A 19,680-nucleotide genomic window follows, 5' to 3' on the forward strand; every position below is an offset into this window, starting at 1 on the left:
CTCGCCTTCGACCATGACTACGCCTTCGTCCCCGCGCTCGCTCATGCCCCTGCCCCCGTTTCTGCCCCTGCTTTATCGCGAAGCGCGGCCACGGCGGCCGCAAAGGCATCGCCCCGCGCCTCGAAATCCCGGAACTGATCGAACGACGCGCAGGCCGGCGAAAGCAGAACGATATCGCCCGGCTGCGCATGCGCGGCAGCCTCGGCCACCGCCGTTACCATCAGCTCGCATTCGGTGACGGGCACGGAAGCCTCGCCGAGCAGACGGGCGAACAGCGGCCCCGCCTCGCCGATGGTGTAGCCGCGCGCAATGTTGGGGAAGCCCGCCGCGCACTCATCGAGCGAATCCGACTTGGCGAGACCGCCGAGAATCCAGTGGATGCGCGGCCGTCCGTCGACCGGCGGCCAGGCAGCGAGCGCCGGCGCGGTCGACGCGGCGTTGGTTGCCTTGCTGTCGTTGACGAACAGCACGCCGTCGATCTCGGCCACGCGCTGCATGCGGTGCGGCAGGCTGACATAGCTCGCCAGCGCCTGCGCCGTCGTCTCGGATGCAATGCCCAGCGCCTTTGCCACGGCCTTGGCGACCGCGACATTCTGCGCATTGTGCGGCCCCTGCAAGGCCGGCCAGCGCGACTGGTCCTCGGCGGCAATCGACTGGGCCGTCACGGGCACGGTCTGCGGCAGAGCATCGGCGATGCGCCGCGTCACCGCGTCGTCCACCGCGATGATCGCCGGATGATCGGGCGACTGCATGGCAAAGAGGCGCTGCTTGGAGGCGACATAGCTCTCAAAGCCATCATAGCGGTCGAGATGGTCTGGCGTGATGTTGAGCAGCACCGCCACGTCGCAATCGAGACTGAAGGTCAGGTCGATCTGATAGCTGGAAAGCTCCAGCACATAGACGCCGCCCTCCGGCAGCGGGGCCTGCGCGAGAATGGGCAGGCCGATATTCCCGCCCATGCGCGAGGGCAGCCCCGCCGTGCGCACGATGTGATCGATCAGCGCCGTGGTGGTGGACTTGCCATTGGTGCCGGTGATGCCGACCACGCGATGCGCCGGCAGGCTCGACCGTGCCAGCGCGAACAGCTCGATGTCGCCGATGATCGGCACGCCGGCGGCGCGCGCACGGCATGTCACCGGGTGACGGTTGAGCGGCACGCCCGGCGAGACGACCAGCGCGTCCAGCCCGGCCAGATCCATCTCCATCGGATCGCCCAGCTCGGCCTTGTCGGCCACCAGTGCCCGCGCATCCTCGCGCTGGTCCCAGGCGATGACATGGGCACCGCTGGCGGCCAGGGCATCGACCGTGGCGAGGCCGGAGCGGGCCAGCCCCAGAACGGCATAGCGCTTGCCGGCAACGGCGGGGGAAATGATCATCGCAGCTTCAAAGTCGCTAGGCCCGCGAGCGCGAGGACGAAGGAGACGATCCAGAAGCGGATTACGACGGTGGATTCAGGCCAGCCAAGCTGCTCGAAATGATGATGGATGGGCGCCATGCGGAACACCCTTTTGCCGGTGCGCTTGTAGAAGAACACCTGAATGACGACCGACATCGCCTCCACCACGAAGATGCCGCCGATGACCGCCAGCACGATCTCGTGATGCGCCGCCACGGCGATCACGCCGATGGTGCCGCCCAGCGCGAGGCTGCCGGTATCGCCCATGAACACCGCCGCCGGCGGCGCATTGAACCACAGGAAGGCAAGGCATGCCCCGACAATCGCGCCGCACAGGATCACCAGATCGCCCGCGCCCGGCACATGGGGAATGCCGAGATAGGCCGCATAGTCGGCGCGGCCGACAAGATAGACGATGAGCATGAAGGCCATCGACGCCACGATCACCGGCATGGAGGCCAGCCCGTCCAGCCCGTCGGTGAGGTTCACCGCATTACCGAAGGCGACGATGACGAAGGCGCCGAACAGATAATATAGCGGCCCAAGGTCCAGCGCGCCGCCGCTCCAGAAGGGCAGATACAGCAAGGTGCCGTTCTGGCTGACGATCAGCCAGGTAGCGAAACCGGCGATGCCGAATTCCGCCAGCAGGCGCGCCCGGGCGGAGAGGCCCTTGTGGCTCGCCTTGGTCACCTTGTCATAATCGTCCATGAAACCGATGGCGCCAAAGCCCAGCGTGACGATGAGGCAGGCCCAGATATAGACCGAGGTGACGTTCATCCACAGCAGCACGGCGCTCGCCATGGCGGTGAGGATCATCAACCCGCCCATGGTCGGCGTGCCGCGCTTGACGAAGTGCGTCTGCGGCCCATCCTCTCGGATCGGCTGCCCCTTGCCCTGGCGGACACGCAGCCAGCCGATGAAGCGGGGACCGATCACCAGCCCGATGATCAGCGCCGTCATGATCGCGGCGCCGGCCCGGAATGTGAGGTAGCGGACCAGGTTGAAGATGCCTGGGAAATTCAGTTGTTCAGCGAGCCAATAAAGCATCAGGCCACCTCGCTTGCTGCGAGCTGTTCGACAAGTCGCGAAAGTCCGACACTGTTGGACCCCTTGACCAGCACCACATCGCCGCTTTTGACTATTAAGCGTGCGAATTCAACGGCCTGATCGACATTAGCGACATGCTCGACAGAAATTTCGCCGGCCAAAGCATCGGCGAGCGGTGCCATTTCCTCGCCGACCAGAAGCGCCACATCCACCTTCGCATCGCGAATGGCCTGCGCCAGCCCCGCATGAAGCGGTGCGGACTGGTCGCCAAGCTCCTTCATCGCGCCCAATATCGCGATCCGCCGCTGCGCCCGCTCCTCGCCAAGCTGCGCCAATGTCGCGGCCATGGAGGCGGGATTGGCATTATAGGCTTCATCGACGATCAAGGCCTCGCCACCGTCCGCGGTCGCGATGGGGCGGCGCGCGCCCCGGCCTGGCAGCCCGGTCATTTCCGCCAGCGCAAGGCCGGCTTGCGCCAGATCGCCACCGGCGGCCTCGACCACGGCCAGTACGCCCAGCGCATTGCTGACCCAGTGGCGACCGGGCATTCCGACCACCAGACTGAGGCGCGCCGCGCGGGTCTGCACGGTGATGCGGGTACCGGCAGCGCCCACGGACATTTCGTCGATCAGTCGGACATCCGCCCCGGCATCGCGCCCGAAGGTCACGACTTGCCCGGCGTGACGACGGGCGTGGTCGGTCAGGAGCGGCGCATGGGGCGAGTCGGCGGGAATGACCGCCGTGCCGCCTTCGACAAGGCCTTCGAAAATCTCCGCCTTGGCCAGCGCGATCTTCTCTTCCGTCCCGAAATACTCGATGTGCGCCGGCGCGATCGTCGTGACGATGGCGACATGCGGGCGGACGAGCGCGGTCAGCGCGCGCAGCTCGCCCTCGTGATTCATGCCCATCTCGAACACGCCATAATGCGCCTCGCGCGGCATGCGCGCTAGGGAGAGCGGCACGCCGACATGATTGTTATAGCTCTTGAGCGAACGATGGGCGCCCCCCTGGCTCATCCGGTCAAACGCGGCGAACAGCGCTTCCTTGACGCCCGTCTTGCCAACGGAGCCGGTGACGCCGATGATCTTTGCCGACGTCCGTTCGCGCGAGGCACGGCCAAGATCATCGAGGCCCTTCGCGGTGTCGGCGACGCGGACGCAAGGCCCCTCGACAGCCCTATCCACCAGCAGCCCCGCTGCGCCGGACGCTAGCGCCCCTGGAATATAGGCGTGACCATCCGCGCTCTCGCCATGCAGCGCGACGAACAGATCGCCGGTCGCGACCTCCCGGCTATCGAACGCGACGCCGCCCACCGCGAAGGCCGTGGAGGCTGTCCCGCCCGTTGCTGCGGCGATCTCGTCGGAGGTCCACAAGCTCATGCAGCGCATTCCCGCGCCACGGTGACATCGTCGAACGGCAGCACGCGATCGCCGATGATCTGACCCTGCTCATGCCCCTTGCCGGCCAGCAGCACGATATCGTCCGGCCCCGCCTCGGCAATGGCAGCAGCGATGGCAGCCCGGCGCCCGCCAATCTCCCGCGCGCCCGGCGCGCCGGCCATGATCGCGGAACGGATCACCTGCGGGTCTTCCCCGCGCGGATTGTCATCGGTGACGATCACGACATCGCTCAGGTCGCTGGCAACGCCGCCCATCAGCGGGCGCTTGCCGGCATCGCGATCCCCGCCGGCGCCGAACACGGTGATGAGCCGACCGCGCACATGCGGGCGCAGCGCTTCGATGGCCGCCCGCAGCCCGTCGGGCGTATGGGCATAATCGACATAGACCGGCGCACCGGCGGTGGTGATGACCGCACGTTCCAGCCGACCGCGCACCGGCTGTACGCGCGAGAGCAAGCCCAGCACCGTCTTCAGCGCGCCGCCGGTTGCGAGGACCAATCCGGCGGAAACCAGCGCATTGGCGGCCTGATAGGCGCCGATGAGCGGCAGATCGACCTTGTGCGTGGCGCCCTCCGCCTCGATCATAAGCGTCTGCCCAAGATGCGTCGGCGTTTGCGTGACCAGCCGCAGCGTCTCGCCGGCCGAACCGACCGTCATCAACTGCAAACCCCGGCGACGCACGTGCTCGATCACTTCGGCAGAGCGCTCGTCATCGGCCCAGATGACAGCGACGCCGTCGTCGGCGACAACCTCGTCGAACAGCCGCATCTTGGCGGCGAAATACATGTCCATGGTGCCGTGATAATCGAGATGATCGCGGCTCAGATTGGTGAAGGCGCCCGCCGCGACGCGCGGGCCCTCGGCGCGATATTGGGCCAGCCCATGGCTCGACGCCTCATAGGCGACATGATCGACGCCTTCCTTGGCGAGCCCGGCGAGATTGGAGAGGAAGGTCACCACGTCCGGGGTCGTGAGGCCGGTCGACACCTGATCCACGGCCGTCGTCACGCCCAGCGTGCCGATGGACGCGGCGCCATGACCCATCATGCGCCAGAGCTGCCGGGTGAGCTCGACCGTCGAGGTCTTACCGTTCGTGCCGGTGACCGCGACCAGCGTCTGCGGATAGGGCGCATAATAGCGCGCCGCGAGGCTCGCGAACAGGCGGCGCGGTTCCTCGGCGGCGATGTGGGGGACGCCGGTCACCCGCGCGTCCGGGGCCGCGACGACAGCCACGGCGCCCGCAGCGATGGCGGCGTCGATAAAGTCCTCGCCGTTCACCCGCGCGCCGCGAAACGCGCCGAACACCGCGCCGGGCGCCACCTTACGATGGTCCAGCGCGAAGCCGCTCACCTCGGCGTCCTTGGCCGGATCGATCGAGTCGGGCACAAGCGTGGAAAGGCGCATCATTCGGCCACCTCTTCATCTTTGACCAACGGGGTCAGCTCAGAAATGTCGACGTCGCGGAACGCCTCGGGATAGACGCCCAGCAGCGGCGCGGCGCGCGACACGAAGGACTTCACCACCGGGGCGGCCGTATAAGCGGCCGTGCGGATGCCCGGGTAACGGGCACTGCCCTGCGGCTCGTCCATCATGACGATGACGACGTAGCGCGGCGCTTCCATCGGGAAAGCCGCAGCGAAGGTGGAGACCAGCGAGCGGCGGGCATAGCCGCCGTCCTTGGGCTTCTCGGCCGTTCCGGTCTTGCCGCCGACGCGATAGCCTTCGGCATCCGCATTGCGCCCGGTGCCGGTCTGCACGATCATCCGCAGCAACTGGCGCATCTTCGCGCTGGTCTGCTCGGAGAACACCCGGCGGGCGGCCACTTGTTCATTCGGCTTGCGCTTGAGAACGGTGGTGGGGTGCCAGATGCCGCCATTCACCAGCGCGGCATATGCGCTAGCCAGATGCATCGGCGTCACGGCGATGCCATGGCCATAGGCCGTCGTCATGATCGTCGTGCGATACCAGCGCGACGGGAACAGCGTGCCGGCCTGTTCGCGCAGCTCCACCGTGGCCGGACGGTCGAACTCCAGCGAGCGATAGGCAGCCTCAAGCGGCTTTTGCCCCATTTCATCGGCGATGCGGGCCGTGACGATGTTGCTGGAGTGCACCAGCGCCTCCGGCACCGTCAGCCAGCGGCCCAGGGGGTGGTCATCCTTGATGGTGAAGCGCCCGACGGGCAGCGGCGCCGTGGCATCATAGCGCTTGCTCATGCTGACGATGACGCCCGCATCCATGGCGATGGCGAAGGACAGCGGCTTGAACGTCGAGCCGAGCTCGTAGCGCGCCTGAACCACGCGATTGCAGCGCGGCGACATGTCGCAGGTGATCTGGCCCCGGCGCATTTGGCCGTCCGGGCCCATCACCATCGGCGCCTCGACCGGCACCAGGCGGTTGGGATTGAACGTGGGCAGAGACGCCATGGCGATCACTTCGCCATTGCGCGAATCCAGCACGATGCCGACGGCGCCCTTGGCGCTCTGTTCCGCCATGCCGAGCGACAGCTCTTCCTCCAGCGCGGCCTGAACGCGGCTATCGATGGAGAGCTGCAGCGGCTGCCCGCGCGTCTTTTCGTCAGTCAGCCGGTCATCGAACGCGCGCTCGACGCCCATGGCACCGAACCCGTCCCGATTGACGAAACCGATAAGGTGCGCGGCCAGCGTGCGCTGCGGATACAGCCGCTCCGCCTCGCGCGGAAACTCGATGCCGATCTCGCCCAGCGCATTCACAGCGGCGACGTCGCGCGGGACGGCGCGGGTGCGAAGGTAGTTCCACTGCCCGCCCGAGGTCAGCTTGGCGTAGAAATCGGCTTCGGACTGGTCCGGGAAGATCGCGTGGAGCTTTTTGGCCAGATCGCGCGGATCGCCGAGCAGGCGGTCGCGGCGCACGGCAATGGCATAACCGTCGATATCGCGCGCCAACGGCACGCCGTTGCGATCGACAATATCGGCGCGCCCCGGAATCGGGATAGGGCTGGCCATGCGCTCGGCCTGGGTGCCGGCGTCAATGCCCATCCAGACCATTTTCGCCGCCATCACCATTGTGATCGCGGCGAAAATAAGCAGGAGGAGCATGATCCGGCCGTGGGCCACCGTGACCAGATCTGTCGGCTTCCGATTCTCGGAACGCGGCTCCGGCCGCGCCAAAATGGTGGCCATCAGGGCACCATAGCTTCACTTAGAGCCGGGCCGCCGAGCAGCTTCTTGTCGAGCAGGGCCAGCCGGGCTGCCTTGCGGGAGGCCGGATCGGGCTCGACAGTGCGGCGCGCCGCAGCCTCTGCCGGCGCGCGCGTTGCCGGCGCCGTTTTCGCCTTAGCCTCCGCCACGGGCGGCCGGGGCTCGGCAGCCGAGGCAGTGCGAATGAACGCGAATTCCGAGGCCACATCGGCGCCGCTGCGCGCTGCCGGCCTGACGGGCGCTGCCGCGACCGGCGCAGGCGGGGTGTTCTGGGCCATCGCGGTCATGACGGGCGGCGGGCTGTAGCCGCCGGTCACCGGCGCCATGCGGTCCAGATTGGCGAGCGCGCGCTCATTGGGCAGATATTGCGCAGGCGCCGGCACATACAGGCGCAGGTCGCTGGTGTTCCAGGCGTGGAGCTGACGCATGGTTGCCCGCGCGCCGAATTCCGCCTCAAGATAGCGGATGTCGGCGCGGGTCCAGCGGATCTGGTCGATCGTATGCCGCACCGCGTTCCGCTCCGTCGCCACCTGCAGGCTGATCAGATAGGCGGCGAGCGCCCCCATGGCGACCACGAGAATCCACATGATGCTTTGCAAGCGCTTGATGGCGATCATGATCGTGCTCCCACAGATTGGTGCATGGCAGGGGCTTCAGTTCGGATGGCGCTACGCAGCGTTGCGGAGCGCGCACGGGGGTTGGACTTGAGCTCTGCATCGCCGGGGCGAACAGCGCGCGCGGGCTTCTGGAAGGTCGGCCGCACGGCGGATTTGACCTCCGGTCGGTGGCGCGAGCCGGCACCCTCCTGCCCGCTGCGCGTGCGGAGAAAATTCTTCACGATGCGATCTTCCAGGCTGTGGAAGGTCACCACCGCCAACCGGCCGCCCGGGCGCAACACGGCCTCGGCGGCATCCAGACCGCGCTCCAGCGCATCCAACTCACCATTGAGGTGAATGCGGATCGCCTGGAAGGTCCGCGTCGCCGGATCGGTCTTGTCGCCGGGCCGCTTGCCGAGCGCCTTGTGGACCGCGCCGACGAGATCGCCGATGGTCGCCAGCGGGCGCGCCGCCACGATGGCACGCGCGACACGGCGCGACTGCCGCTCCTCGCCATAATGATAGAGGATGTCGGCCAGCTCGGTCTCATCGACGCGGTTGAGAAATTCGGCCGCCGTCTCGCCGGACTGGCTCATCCGCATATCCAGAGGGGCGTCCGGAAAGCGGAAGGAGAAGCCACGGCGTTCACGATCAAGCTGCATCGAGGAGACGCCGATATCCAGCGTCACGCCATCCACGCTGTCGACACCGGCCTCAGCCAGCAGCCGTTCCATCTGCGCGAAATTGCCGGCGAGCAGCGTAATCGCGCCCTCACTGGCTGCGACGACCGCCTGCCCTTCGGCAATGGCGTCAGGATCCTGATCGATCGCGAAGACCCGCGCACCGCGCGCGGCCATGGCGCGGCTGTACCCGCCGGCACCGAATGTGCCGTCGACATGACGCTCGCCAGGGGCAATGGCAAGCGCGTCCAGCACTTCGTCGAGCAGCACGGGGCGGTGCGGCTCGGCCGGCGGGTTCGCAAGGGAAGCCGCGCTCATCAGCGCTCCTCCCGTTTGGCCTTGAGCTCATCGAGGAAGGTTTCGCATTCCTCGATGGCAAGCAGGTTCGCCGAATTCTCGGCGAGGAAGCGCTCGGGACTCCAAAGCTGGACGAGGCGACCGCCCCCCACAATGAAGAGCGCGTCGGTGATGCCGTACAACCGCCGAAAAGCCGGCGGCAGGGTGAACCTGCCGCCGGAGTCGATGGTAACGGTCTTGATGGTGCTCCAGAAGTTCGCGTCCGCCATTTCCGCGTCGAAATCCTCGCCACGGGTCATGGCGATGCGGGCGGCCTCGTCGAACTTGTTCTGAAAGAAATCGAGCTGTTTGCTGCCGAAAAGCGACACATATTTGCGGGTGGGGTCGGCCCGAACAAGCATGGTGCCGGGCTGGGTGCTGTGCTCATTCAGGACGGAGCGGAAGGACATCGGCAGCGCGAAGCGCCCCTTGCCGTCCAGGGCACTCGCCCCGTTCCCCATGAAATAAGCCGATGACACCCCAACGAACTCCCTGCGCGGGGCACAGGCCTTCCCGCTCCGGAAAGCACCAAGCTGACCGGTTGATAGACTCGCGAAGATACGAGTGCCCCTAGGCCTGCGGTATTAGCAGTCCGTCCCCGGGGAGAAAAGGGAGAATCTTGGATAAAGTGGGAAATGATGGGAAAATCTTGGGCAGATTAGGGAGAAATGCCCTCCGTTTTTCTTATGTTCTCATTATGGCCCGTATTTGTCCGAAACATGGGCTGGGAATAGCGGGGATTGCGCACCACCAGGGCCAGCAGGAGGGAAAGGACAAGCGCAGCGGCCAGCGCGAAGCGGAGACCCCGCACCAGAGCGGCCTCGTCCTTCACCCAACTCGTGAAAGTGCCGATCGAAAGCGGCTCGTTGCGCAGCCACGCCGCGAGAACGTCCGGCGCATCGCTGGTACGCAGCGCGCGGTCGGCCCCATCTTGCGACGCCAGCGTCCAGAGGCGGTCATCGATCCAGTCCGCATCCGCCACCAGCAACGCCTGCCCCCTGCCCAATCGACAGGTCGCAATGAACCCCTGCTCGGCGGGCGTGCAGCCGGCTGTCGGTTCGCGCACCACGAAACGAGAGGCGCCTGCCACCTGCAGCAAGGCGCCTGACGCCAGGCTCCGCCGATCCGACGCCTCGCCCCCATGGCCATCGCCATGGGATTGCGCAGTGAACTCCGCAGCCTCCAGTCGCACGCCCCAATGGGCCAGCAGCGGATCGAGCAGACTCGTGAGCGGCGGCCGCCCGGGATGGACGAGCGGGCGCGGGTCCGGCCAGAGCAATAGCGGATCGGCCAGCACCACCGCGCGTCCACCCGCGCGCACCCAGCGGTCCAGCGCGACCAGTTCCTCCGGCGCCATCGCGCGCGGCTGGGCCAGCAGCACGGCCTCGTACCCAGCCAGGCTCTGGTCACTGAGCGCGTCCAGAGGGTGCAGGGCGACATGGAGGTCCAGCGCGCGCAGCAAGGGCGAGCGCAGGCCGATCGACTGCGTCGCCGGCAATCCGTGAACGGCGCCCATGGCGACATCATGCAAGGGCAAGGCCGAGAACAAAGCGACGCTGGGCCGATCCCCGGCTGTGGTGGATGGGGAAGCATTGCGCATGGCCGGCACGGCCCAGTTCGCGACAAGCACAGCCCCCGCGCACAACGCCAGCGCGGAACCCAGCCTTACCCGGCGGGAACGTCCTGCGACCAAGGCCCACAGACTGCCGACGAGGGCCAATCCCGCCGCGAGCGCGATCATGCCGGCCCAGGGCAGACGGACGGACGCCAACCCGATCAGGCACAGCGGCGGCAGCAGGACGACCGCCCACAAAGCCGCAACCGTCGGCCAGCGCAACCTCGCAGGAGCAGCCTCGGCGCGGTCCCCCTGCCCGGAGCGGACCGCGCGGGTCAGCAGGATGGCGCCCACAATGATCCCCGCCGTGCCCGGCCACAGCCAATCGAGCGGATCGAGCCGCCCGGTCCGCAGGCTGGAGCTGGTCAGCCCGAGCAGAAGCGACAGGATGGCAGGGGCAAGCGTCGCCGCCAGCAGCAAGGCAGTGCGGGGCATCGCGGCAACCGGGCGACGGCTCAGGGCGTCTGCTGCTGGGCGGGGCGCTGCGACTGGGCCTGATCACGGTCCTGATCCATGCGCTGACGCAATTGCGGATCGGGCTCAAGATCGGGCACGGGTGACGGCAGGATGGGCGCGGCGCTGTCCGATGTGGTCGGGGTGACGCCCAGATCCGCCAGCGGCTCGTTGTTGGTCGGCGCCGGGGTGCCGGTCGTATTGGCGCCACCGGTCTGTGCGGCGGCGGACGACGCATCGCTCGACATCGTCGCGGTATCGCTCGTCCCATCCTGACGGACGGCATCGACGATCAGGTTCGCCAGCGTAACGACCAGCAGAACCGCGGCCAACCCGACCAGGCCGATCTGCACGCGCTGCAACTCTTCACGATGGGCGCGAACGTCGCTCTTGCGGCTCACTGCTTCCCGTTCGGGCCGACTGTCCGCCATCTTTGCGCTCCCTAGTCCGCCAACCATGGGAAAGGCGTCAATCCCTTGGAAACCAGCCAGTCCCGATTGTAAAGCGTGGAAAGATAGCGCAGGCCCGTGTCGCACAGGATGGTGACGATCCGGCTGCCCGGGCCGAGCTTGCGGCCCAGTGCAACGGCACCTGCGACATTGATGCCGGTGGAAAGGCCAACGCACAGCCCCTCGCCCATCAGCTTCTCGACCCACATCATGCCTTCTTCGTCAGACATGCGGAACTGCGTGTCGATCGGCGCACCTTCGAGATTGGCGGTGATGCGCCCCTGCCCGATCCCCTCAGCGACCGAGGAGCCTTCCGCCTTCAACTCGCCATGGGCGTAGTAATTATACAGCGCCGCGCCATAAGGGTCGGTCAGCGCAATGGTGATCGCCTCGCTCTTCTGCTTGAGGCCGAGGCCGACGCCCGCAAGCGTGCCGCCCGTTCCGGCCGCGCAGGTGAAGCCATCGATCCGCCCTTCCATCTGCGCCCAGATTTCCTCGGACGTGCCGACGATATGGGCCTTGCGATTGGCGATATTGTCGAACTGATTGGCCCAGATCGCGTTCGGCGTTTCCTCGGCGAGACGGCGCGAGGTGTGCACGAAGTGACCGGGATTGGCATAAGGCGCGGCGGGGACGAGCACCAGCTCGGCGCCGAGCGCGCGCAACGTGTCCATCTTCTCGCGGCTCTGCGTCTCGGGCATGACGATGATCGTGCGATAGCCCTTGGCATTGGCGACCAGCGCCAGCCCGATGCCGGTATTGCCGGCCGTCCCTTCGACGATGGTGCCGCCGGGCTGCAGCAGGCCCTTTTCCTCGGCATCTTCCACGATGAACAGGGCGGCGCGGTCCTTGACCGAGGCGCCGGGGTTCATGAACTCGCATTTGCCGTAGATTTCGGCGCCGCTGGCCTCGGACGGCCCGGCCAGCCGGACGAGCGGCGTATTACCGATGAGGGAGATCGTATTGGGATGGACGGTCATAGCGACTGACTAGGACGACGAAGCGCGCTGGGCAAGGCAGGAGATTGCATGGTCGCCGCAAGCCAAGCTTGTCCCGCAGCGCTGCCGGAACGGGCTTATTCGGACCGGACGAGCGCCTGCTCGTCCTCGCCCTGTTCGCGGGCCGCGCGCCGATCCGTGAACCAGATGAAGATCAGGGTCATTTCGTAGAGGATGATGAGCGGAATCGCGAGCATGAGCTGAGAGACCACATCGGGCGGCGTGAGAACCGCCGCCACCGCCACCGCACCGACGATGAAATAGCGCCGCGCACCCACCAATTGCGCGCGCGAGACGATGCCGGCCCGATTGAGCAGCATCACCAGGACCGGCAGCAGGAAGCTGATTCCGAAGGCCAGGATGAATTGCATGACGAGGCTGAGATAGCTGTCCACGCTGGGCAGCGCTTCCAGCTGCATCCCCCCCGCATCGCCCTGAAAGCGCAGGAAGAAGTGAAATGCGGTCGGCATCACCAGATAATAAGCGAAGGCCGCGCCGCCGACGAACAGGATGGGCGTTGCCAGCAGAAAAGGCAGCAGCGCCCGCTTTTCCTTGGCATAGAGGCCCGGCGCGATGAACGCCCAGAGTTGGTTGGCAGTGATCGGGAAGGAGATGAAGAAGGCGCCGAACATGGCGACCTTCAGCTCCACGAAGAACGCCTCATAGAGCTTGGTATAGACGAGCTTTCCGACCGTGTTGCCAAAGCCCTGCTTGAGCGGCTCGACGAGAAAACCGAGAATGTCGCCCGCGAAATAATAGCAGACCGCGCCGGAAATGAAGAGCGCGGCGACGCAGCGCAACAGGCGCTTTCTCAGCTCGATGAGATGATCGAGCAGCGGCGCCTTGGTATCGTCAATGTCCTTCATGCGGTACGCGGTCCGTTCGGCTCGTCGGAGGTGCCAAGCGGCAGGCTGGACTGCGCCATGCTTTCGCCGGCGGGCGCGTCGGGCTTGTGCGCCGGGCCGGCATCCTCGACGGTCTCACCGGGATGGGACGGCGCATCATCGGTCGCGACCTTGTCGTCACGATCCCCCAGCAGTTCCGGCGCGCTATGATCCTGCAGGGCGGGTGTGCTCGCCGGATCGCTGAACTCCGTATTGCGGGTTTCGTCCATGATCTTCTGGTTCTGCTTGGCCCACTGCTTCTGCAGTTCCTCAAGCTCGGCTTCGCGCACCATGGCGTCGATGCCGCTGCGGAAATGGCGCGCCATGCCGCGCGCCTTGCCGACGATCTGACCGAATTTATAGAGCGCGCGCGGCAGATCCTTGGGGCCGATCACGAGGACCGCCACCACCGCGATCAGCAGCAGCTCTGTGGACGCAATGTCAAACATGCCAGGTTGGCCTGATCAGACCGCCCGGATCAGCTTTCGAGCTTCTGCTCTTCGCGCGTCGCGCTGCTCTCGCCGGCTGCGGACTGGCGATCGATGCGCTGCGCAGGCTTCGCCGCGCTCGCCGTATCGCCGTCATCATCCGCAAGGCCCTTCTTGAAGCTCTTAATACCCTTGGCGACATCGCCCATCAGGCTGGAGATGCGTCCGCCGCCGAACAGCAGCACGATCACCAGCACCAGTACGACCCAGTGAATCGGGGAACCGAAACCCATCAGAAATCTCCTGTGAATGCGCCCTAACTAAGCCCTGCGGGTCCATAGCGCAATGGCCATCCCGGCATCAGCCCTTGCCTCATCGAATAAGGCGATCAGTCCTCATCTTCTTCATCTTGTGGGTCATTTTCAAGACTCCCCTGCAAATCCAGTGATTCCATCGCCAGATCGACCGGATCGAGCAGGCCGGCAGCGCGCAGATCGTCGATCCCGGGCAGATCGCGCCGACTGGAGAGGCCGAAGTGGCTGAGAAAATCAGGGGTCGTCGCATAAGTGAGCGGCCGTCCCGGCACCTCTCGCCGCCCCGCCGGGCGCACCCAGCCCGCCTCCATCAGCACGTCCAGCGTCCCCTTGCCGACCTGCACGCCGCGAATCGCCTCGATCTCCGCGCGGCTGACCGGTTCGTGATAAGCGATGATCGCCAGCGTCTCGACCGCGGCCCGGCTGAGCTTGCGCGGCTCCTCCCGCTCGCGGCGCAGGATATGACTGAGATCGGCTGCCGTCTGGAAATGCCAGCGCCCGCCCCGCTCGACCAGTTCAATCCCGCGACCGGCATAATGCGCGGCCAAAGCCGACAGGCAGCCCCGGATATCGCCGTCCAGCCCGCTATGCCGCTGGATCTCGGCGACCGTCAGCGGCGCCTCGGCCGCGAACAGCACGGCTTCCACGAGACGCTCCATCTCGCTGGCAGCATGGGACGCCGGCACGCTCATGACGGCACTGCCGGCGCGCGCAGGTACAGCGGCGCGAACGTCTCTTCCTGCCGCAGTTCGACGCGCCCCAGCCGCGCCAGTTCCAGCGCTGCGACGAAACTGCTGGCCAACGCCGAGCGGCGCAGCTGCGGATCAGCGGTTTCGGGGAGGAACCGGCCCAGCTCGGCCCAGTCCAGCTCCATGCCGATCAGGCGGGACACCCGCTCAATGGCTTCATCCAGCGTCATCACCGGCCGGCGATGGACGATGTGGATGCGCGGCGCCGTCCGCGCCTTCACCTGCCCATAGGCCTGAATGATGTCGAACAGGCTGGCCTGCCACACAATTGCGCGCGGCCGATGCAGCCCCTCGGGCGCCGCGCGGGGGAAAACGTCCCGACCCAGCCGATCCCGCGCCATCAGGCGGGCGCCCGCCTCGCGCATCGCCTCCAGCCGCTGCAGCCGCAGATGCAGGCGCAGCGCCAGTTCCTCGGGCGAGGGCTCGGGCTGCGCTTCCTTGGGCAGCAACAGGCCGGATTTGAGATAGGCGAGCCACGCCGCCATCACCAGATAATCGGCGGCCAGTTCCAGTCGCAGTTCCGCAGCTTCCTCGATGAAACGCAGATATTGCTCGACAAGGGCGAGGATGGAAATCTCGCGCAGATCCACCTTCTGCGTCCGCGCCAGTGCCAGCAGAAGATCGAGCGGCCCTTCCCAGCTTTCCACCGAGACGGTGAGGATGGCATCGCCCGGCAGGTGGCGGACAGGCTCCATCCACTCGCCATCGAACAGCCCGGTCGGCGCCTTATCGGCAGTCTGAACGGGCGAGCTGGCGCTCATGCCGGCGCAAGGGCCAAGAGCGCGTCGCGCGTCGCCATCGCCTTCTCGCCCGGCCAGGCCGGATCGGCGCCGGCGGCGATGCTCGCCATCGCCCGGTCCAGCCGCTCACGCGCCGCGTCGGATATGTCCGGCAAGCGCGCGGCGATGGCCGTCATCTCGTCCATCCGCCCCCAGCAATTGAGCGCCAGATCGCAACCGGCAGCGACCACCGCTTCGGCCAGTTCATCCGCCGGGCCGTTCAGCGCCTTCATGTCGAGATCGTCGGACATCAGCAGGCCATCAAAGCCAATGGCGCCGCGAACAATCTCTCGAATCACATAAGGCGACAGGCTGGCCGGTCGATCCGCATCCCAGGCGGTGTAGACGATATGCGCGGTCATGCCCGCCGGGGCGTGACGCAGTGCACGGAATGGCGCGAGGTCGCGCTCCATCTCATCGGCGCTGGCCGAGACCGTGGGCAAAGCGAGATGGCTGTCGACCAGCGCGCGACCATGCCCCGGCATATGCTTGACGATGCCCGCGACACCGCCGTCCCTCAGCCCCTCCAGCGTCGCCCGGCCCAGCGCCGCGACCCGCATCGGCTCAGCGCCGAAGGACCGATCGCCAACAATGTCGCTCGCGCCGGGATAGCGCAGATCGAGCACAGGCGCGGCATTGGCGGTGATCCCGACTTCGGAGAGCATCGTGCCGAGCAGCCGGGCGTTGCAGCGCGCGGCTTCCATGGCGCTGGAGGGCGCGAGATCATAAAGGGCATCGAAGCGCGCGGCGGGGGGACAGTCCGGCCAGTGCGGCGGGCGCATGCGCGCGACGCGGCCGCCTTCCTGATCGATCATGATGTACAGATCGTCCCGCCCGGCAATGTCGCGCAGCTCATCGGTCAGCGCGCGCAACTGGGCGCGGTCCGCGATGTTGCGGCCGAATAGGATGTAGCCTGCCGGGTCGCAGGCACGGATCAGCGCCCGCTCGTCCGCGCTGACACGCTCGCCGGCAAGGCCGAAGATGACCGGCTTCATCGCGCGGAGATCACCGGACGACGATGCAATTTTCGCCCGCCACCCGAAGCCGCCCGCAGGTGGCGGTGGCATCCGCCGGGGAGGCGACGCTGGCGCGCAGGCGATACAGGGTGCGTCCGCCCGTCTCGACCGGCTCGACGCTGTGCTTGAGGGCCGAGAGATAATCGAATCGGCCGGACTGCTTCTTCCAGACCTCCTCGGCGATGGCGCGCGATGCAAAGGCGCCGAGCTGCACGCGCGGCCCGGTCAAGGTATCGACATCCTCGACCTTCGCCGGAGCCGGCGCCGCCGGCTTGGGCGTGGCGGCCGTCTTGACCGGCGCGATGACGGTGGGTTTTGCCGCCGGACGTTCTGCGGGAACGGCGAGAGCCGGCGCGGTCGGGCCGGTCTGCTTCAAATCGTCACGCGGTGCTTCCGGCACGCGGCTCGCATCGATGCGGCCCGAAGCCTCCCGGCCCTCGCTGGCTGCAAAGGCTTCGTCCCCTTCCCCATCGAAGGTGCGCGCGTCCGACGCGTTGGCCGGAACCTTGTAATCCTTGTTCTCTGCAGCAATCAGCGGCGCCGAGCCATCGCTGCCGCTGCGATCGCGATTGCTGAACAGATAGCCGCCGGCGACAATCACACCGAGCAGAACGAGGCCCAGCACCGCCAGACCGACAATGCGGAACGGGGACACTCTTTCGGTCTCTTCCTCGATTCCTGCGGGCTCCAGCCAGGGCAGCCGGTCCTCGTCATCAAGATTGAGACCGTTGTTCGGCTCCCCGGCTGACATCAGTTCATCTCCTCAAGCGCGCTGACGCCCATCAGGGCCAGGCCGTTCTTGATAACCTGACCGATTCCGGCGCTCAAGTGCAGTCGCGCCGCAGTGAGGCCCGCATCGCCCGCGACGATCACGCGCCGCTCGGGCTGATCGTTGCCGAGGTTCCACCACCCATGGAAGCTGGCGGCAAGATCGTAGAGATAGAAGGCGATGCGATGCGGCTCACGCGCATTGGCGGCAGCCTCCACCACGCGGGGGAAAGTGGCCAGCTGTTTGACCAGATCCAGCTCCTCCGGGCCGAACAGCGCGCTGTCCGCCGCCGGCAGACCGTCCGGGAAGCTCTCCTGCACCCGGCGCGCCAGCGAGGAAATCCGCGCATGGGCATATTGCACGTAGAAGACCGGATTGTCCTTGCTGGCTTCCACCACCTTGGCGAAGTCGAAGTCCATCTGCGCATCGGCCTTGCGCGTCAGCATGGTGAAGCGCACCACGTCCTTGCCGACTTCCTCGACGACGTCGGCCAGCGTGACGAAATTGCCGAGCCGCTTGCCCATGCGGACCAGCTCGCCATTGCGCATCAGGCGCACCATCTGCACCAGCTTGACGTCGAACTGGACCTTGCCGCCGGTCAGCGCAGCCACGGCGGCCTTGATGCGCTTGACGGTGCCGGCATGGTCGGCGCCCCAGATGTCGATCAGCTGGTCGGCATTCTCGGCCTTCTGGGCATGATATGCGAGATCGGTGCCGAAATAGGTCAGACCGCCATCGGACTTGCGCACCGGCCGGTCGCTATCGTCACCGAACTGCGTCGCCCGGAAAAGCGTCATTTCGGTCGGCTCCCAGTCGTCCGGCAGTTCACCCTTCGGCGGCTCCAGTACGCCCTGATAGATGAGGCCCTCCGCCTCCAGCCGGGCCAGCGCGGCATCGACGCGGCCGGCCTGCTGCACGGCGGCCTCGGAAGCGAAGACATCATGGTGAATGCCGAGCAGCGCCAGATCGGCGCGGATCATGTCCATCATCGCGGCGACGGCGCGCTCGCGGAACAGGTCGAGCCAGTCCGCTTCCGGTGCTCCGACGTAACGGTCACCGAACTCAGCCGCCAGCGCCTGACCGATGGGGATCAGATATTCGCCCGGATAGAAGCCCTCGGGGATCGCGATGGTCTCGCCCAGCGCCTCACGATAGCGCAGATGCACCGAGCGACCGAGCGTCTGCACCTGCGCGCCGGCATCGTTGATATAATATTCGCGGATGACGCTGTGCCCGGCATATTCGAGCAGCGCCGCCAGCGCATCGCCGACGACCGCTCCCCGGCAATGGCCCATGTGCATCGGCCCGGTCGGATTGGCCGAGACATATTCGATGTTGACGCGCACGCCCTTGCCCATCGTCGAGCGGCCATAGTCGGCGCCGGCTGCGTGGATGGCGGCCAGCTCGTCTTCCCAGGCAGTGCGGACAAGACGCAGGTTGATGAAGCCGGGGCCGGCGATCTCCACGCCGTCGACATCCGCGAGCGTCCGCAGCCGGCCGGCGATCAGCTCGGCAAGGGCGCGGGGATTGGTGCCGGCGGGCTTGGCCAGCACCATCGCGGCATTGGTCGCCATGTCGCCATGCGACGGGTCGCGCGGCGGCTCGACGGTCACGGCGGCGCGATTGAGGCCGGCGGGCAATTCGCCAGCCTGCACCATGTCGTCCAGAAGGCCGTCCAGCGCGGCGGCAATACGAGCGAAGATATTCATCGGGTCAGCGGTCCTGTCAGCATCGGCGGCGCGGCTGCAGGATGCTGCGGTCGTCCGGCCGCCGGAAAATATCAGCGGGTCACGTTATAGCGGAGCTGGTCGGTGGTCAGGTTGAAACCCAGGAGCAGCTCGAAGCTGCTTCGCTGGATCGCCTCGCGCACTTCCGGGCGGGCCAGCGGATCGAGCGCGGCGTCCTGGTCGCCCGTCTTGCGCGGGCGGGTAATCATGCGCTCGATCTCGGGCGGCAGCGTTGCCGCACTGCGATCGATATAGGCAGAGGTGCTGCCGGTCGCCTCGGCACGCAGCGCGCCCTCGGCGAAATTCAGCCGCACCATGGTGACACGCTTGGCCGTCACCGCCGTCGCGCCGCGCACGACCGCCGCGAAGACGGGCAGATCGACCGTCCGCGCCGGGCCGGCATCGCGGCGCACCGCGACCACCTTGTAGCCGACCTGCGAATAAATGTCGGTGTCGCCGGTCGTGCAAGACGGCCGCACATCGGTGAGCGTCGCGACCACATCGATCGCGCGCGCGTCGCGGCTGTCGGCCGGGTCGAACAGGGTGACGTCACCGGTGTGCGCGGCCACGGCCACAGTCGGGCATGCGGTGCGGAACTGGATGATGCCCTGTCCGGCGGAGTCGATGTCGCCGCGCTTCGCGCAGCCGGCCATCAGGGCGACAAGAGCTGCCAGAACGGCGGGTTTCGAGAGAGCGGCGATCCGCACGATGGCTCCAATTCCTTCATTCTGGCGCGCGCGGGATATCCCGCGCACAATCGGGTCCGCGCTTCTTAGTCGCGCTCCCACGGGCGCGCAACCGAAAGGGCACGTCGCCCGGACGGGCTGCAAAGACCTCGCCCGCGCCAGATGACCGCAGGATGAACCGGA

20 protein-coding genes are annotated in these 19,680 nt (G+C 66.9%); all 20 read right to left on the minus strand.

Annotated features, from left to right (window positions below; all coding sequences use genetic code 11):
• Window positions 1-41: 41 nt before the first annotated feature.
• Window positions 42-1,376: a UDP-N-acetylmuramoyl-L-alanine--D-glutamate ligase gene (murD, locus tag M2339_RS10330; RefSeq protein ID WP_264586677.1), complete on the minus strand. Its 1,335-nt coding sequence runs from the start codon at window positions 1,374-1,376 to the stop codon at window positions 42-44.
• Window positions 1,373-2,443: a phospho-N-acetylmuramoyl-pentapeptide-transferase gene (mraY, locus tag M2339_RS10335; protein ID WP_264576430.1), complete on the minus strand. Its 1,071-nt coding sequence runs from the start codon at window positions 2,441-2,443 to the stop codon at window positions 1,373-1,375. Before mraY ends, murD begins: the two co-directional genes overlap by 4 nt.
• On the minus strand, window positions 2,443-3,822 hold the full coding sequence (locus M2339_RS10340; protein WP_264586676.1) for a UDP-N-acetylmuramoyl-tripeptide--D-alanyl-D-alanine ligase: 1,380 nt from the start codon (window positions 3,820-3,822) through the stop codon (window positions 2,443-2,445). Before M2339_RS10340 ends, mraY begins: the two co-directional genes overlap by 1 nt.
• Window positions 3,819-5,246 carry a UDP-N-acetylmuramoyl-L-alanyl-D-glutamate--2,6-diaminopimelate ligase gene (locus tag M2339_RS10345; RefSeq protein WP_264588321.1) on the minus strand — a complete coding sequence of 476 codons (1,428 nt, stop codon included), beginning with the start codon at window positions 5,244-5,246 and terminating at the stop codon, window positions 3,819-3,821. Before M2339_RS10345 ends, M2339_RS10340 begins: the two co-directional genes overlap by 4 nt.
• Entirely contained in the window at window positions 5,246-7,000 is a 1,755-nt protein-coding gene (locus M2339_RS10350) for a peptidoglycan D,D-transpeptidase FtsI family protein (protein ID WP_264578308.1), read from the minus strand. Before M2339_RS10350 ends, M2339_RS10345 begins: the two co-directional genes overlap by 1 nt.
• Entirely contained in the window at window positions 7,000-7,635 is a 636-nt protein-coding gene (locus M2339_RS10355; RefSeq protein WP_264586675.1) for a colicin transporter, read from the minus strand. The genes M2339_RS10350 and M2339_RS10355 overlap by 1 nt, the downstream gene beginning before the upstream one ends.
• Window positions 7,632-8,612, minus strand: a complete 981-nt coding sequence (rsmH, locus tag M2339_RS10360; RefSeq protein ID WP_264572196.1) for a 16S rRNA (cytosine(1402)-N(4))-methyltransferase RsmH — start codon at window positions 8,610-8,612, stop codon at window positions 7,632-7,634. Before rsmH ends, M2339_RS10355 begins: the two co-directional genes overlap by 4 nt.
• On the minus strand, window positions 8,612-9,109 hold the full coding sequence (locus M2339_RS10365) for a division/cell wall cluster transcriptional repressor MraZ (protein WP_181558856.1): 498 nt from the start codon (window positions 9,107-9,109) through the stop codon (window positions 8,612-8,614). The genes rsmH and M2339_RS10365 overlap by 1 nt, the downstream gene beginning before the upstream one ends.
• A 179-nt stretch (window positions 9,110-9,288) precedes the next feature.
• Entirely contained in the window at window positions 9,289-10,680 is a 1,392-nt protein-coding gene (locus M2339_RS10370) for a GldG family protein (protein ID WP_264586674.1), read from the minus strand.
• Between the two features lie 20 nt (window positions 10,681-10,700).
• Window positions 10,701-11,129, minus strand: a complete 429-nt coding sequence (locus M2339_RS10375) for a hypothetical protein (RefSeq protein WP_264572193.1) — start codon at window positions 11,127-11,129, stop codon at window positions 10,701-10,703.
• Between the two features lie 11 nt (window positions 11,130-11,140).
• Window positions 11,141-12,127, minus strand: coding sequence for a cysteine synthase A (locus M2339_RS10380; RefSeq protein ID WP_264572192.1), 987 nt, complete (start codon window positions 12,125-12,127; stop codon window positions 11,141-11,143).
• Between the two features lie 95 nt (window positions 12,128-12,222).
• Window positions 12,223-13,011: a twin-arginine translocase subunit TatC gene (gene tatC, locus M2339_RS10385; protein WP_264574577.1), complete on the minus strand. Its 789-nt coding sequence runs from the start codon at window positions 13,009-13,011 to the stop codon at window positions 12,223-12,225.
• A complete protein-coding gene (gene tatB / locus M2339_RS10390) occupies window positions 13,008-13,478 on the minus strand; it encodes a Sec-independent protein translocase protein TatB (protein ID WP_264586673.1) in 471 nt (156 codons plus the stop codon). The genes tatC and tatB overlap by 4 nt, the downstream gene beginning before the upstream one ends.
• Before the next feature lie 29 nt (window positions 13,479-13,507).
• On the minus strand, window positions 13,508-13,750 hold the full coding sequence (locus M2339_RS10395) for a twin-arginine translocase TatA/TatE family subunit (protein ID WP_181558851.1): 243 nt from the start codon (window positions 13,748-13,750) through the stop codon (window positions 13,508-13,510).
• Between the two features lie 95 nt (window positions 13,751-13,845).
• A complete protein-coding gene (gene scpB / locus M2339_RS10400) occupies window positions 13,846-14,463 on the minus strand; it encodes an SMC-Scp complex subunit ScpB (RefSeq protein WP_264586672.1) in 618 nt (205 codons plus the stop codon).
• Window positions 14,460-15,215 carry a segregation and condensation protein A gene (locus M2339_RS10405; protein ID WP_264588320.1) on the minus strand — a complete coding sequence of 252 codons (756 nt, stop codon included), beginning with the start codon at window positions 15,213-15,215 and terminating at the stop codon, window positions 14,460-14,462. Before M2339_RS10405 ends, scpB begins: the two co-directional genes overlap by 4 nt.
• Window positions 15,216-15,277: 62 nt before the next feature.
• The gene (gene nagZ, locus M2339_RS10410; RefSeq protein WP_264586671.1) at window positions 15,278-16,294 is read right to left on the minus strand and encodes a beta-N-acetylhexosaminidase; all 1,017 of its coding nucleotides are present in this window, start codon (window positions 16,292-16,294) and stop codon (window positions 15,278-15,280) included.
• A gap of 10 nt (window positions 16,295-16,304) precedes the next feature.
• The gene (locus tag M2339_RS10415; protein ID WP_264586670.1) at window positions 16,305-17,066 is read right to left on the minus strand and encodes an SPOR domain-containing protein; all 762 of its coding nucleotides are present in this window, start codon (window positions 17,064-17,066) and stop codon (window positions 16,305-16,307) included.
• Window positions 17,066-18,793 (minus strand): arginine--tRNA ligase, encoded by a 1,728-nt coding sequence (gene argS, locus M2339_RS10420; protein WP_264586669.1) that lies wholly within the window; start codon window positions 18,791-18,793, stop codon window positions 17,066-17,068. Before argS ends, M2339_RS10415 begins: the two co-directional genes overlap by 1 nt.
• A gap of 71 nt (window positions 18,794-18,864) precedes the next feature.
• Complete coding sequence (locus tag M2339_RS10425) at window positions 18,865-19,518, minus strand: hypothetical protein (RefSeq protein ID WP_413714804.1); 654 nt, start codon at window positions 19,516-19,518, stop codon at window positions 18,865-18,867.
• Between the last annotated feature and the right edge of the window lie 162 nt (window positions 19,519-19,680).

It is taken from the genome of Sphingobium sp. B2D3C (assembly GCF_025961835.1).
In the GTDB taxonomy this organism is placed as follows: Bacteria; Pseudomonadota; Alphaproteobacteria; order Sphingomonadales; family Sphingomonadaceae; genus Sphingobium.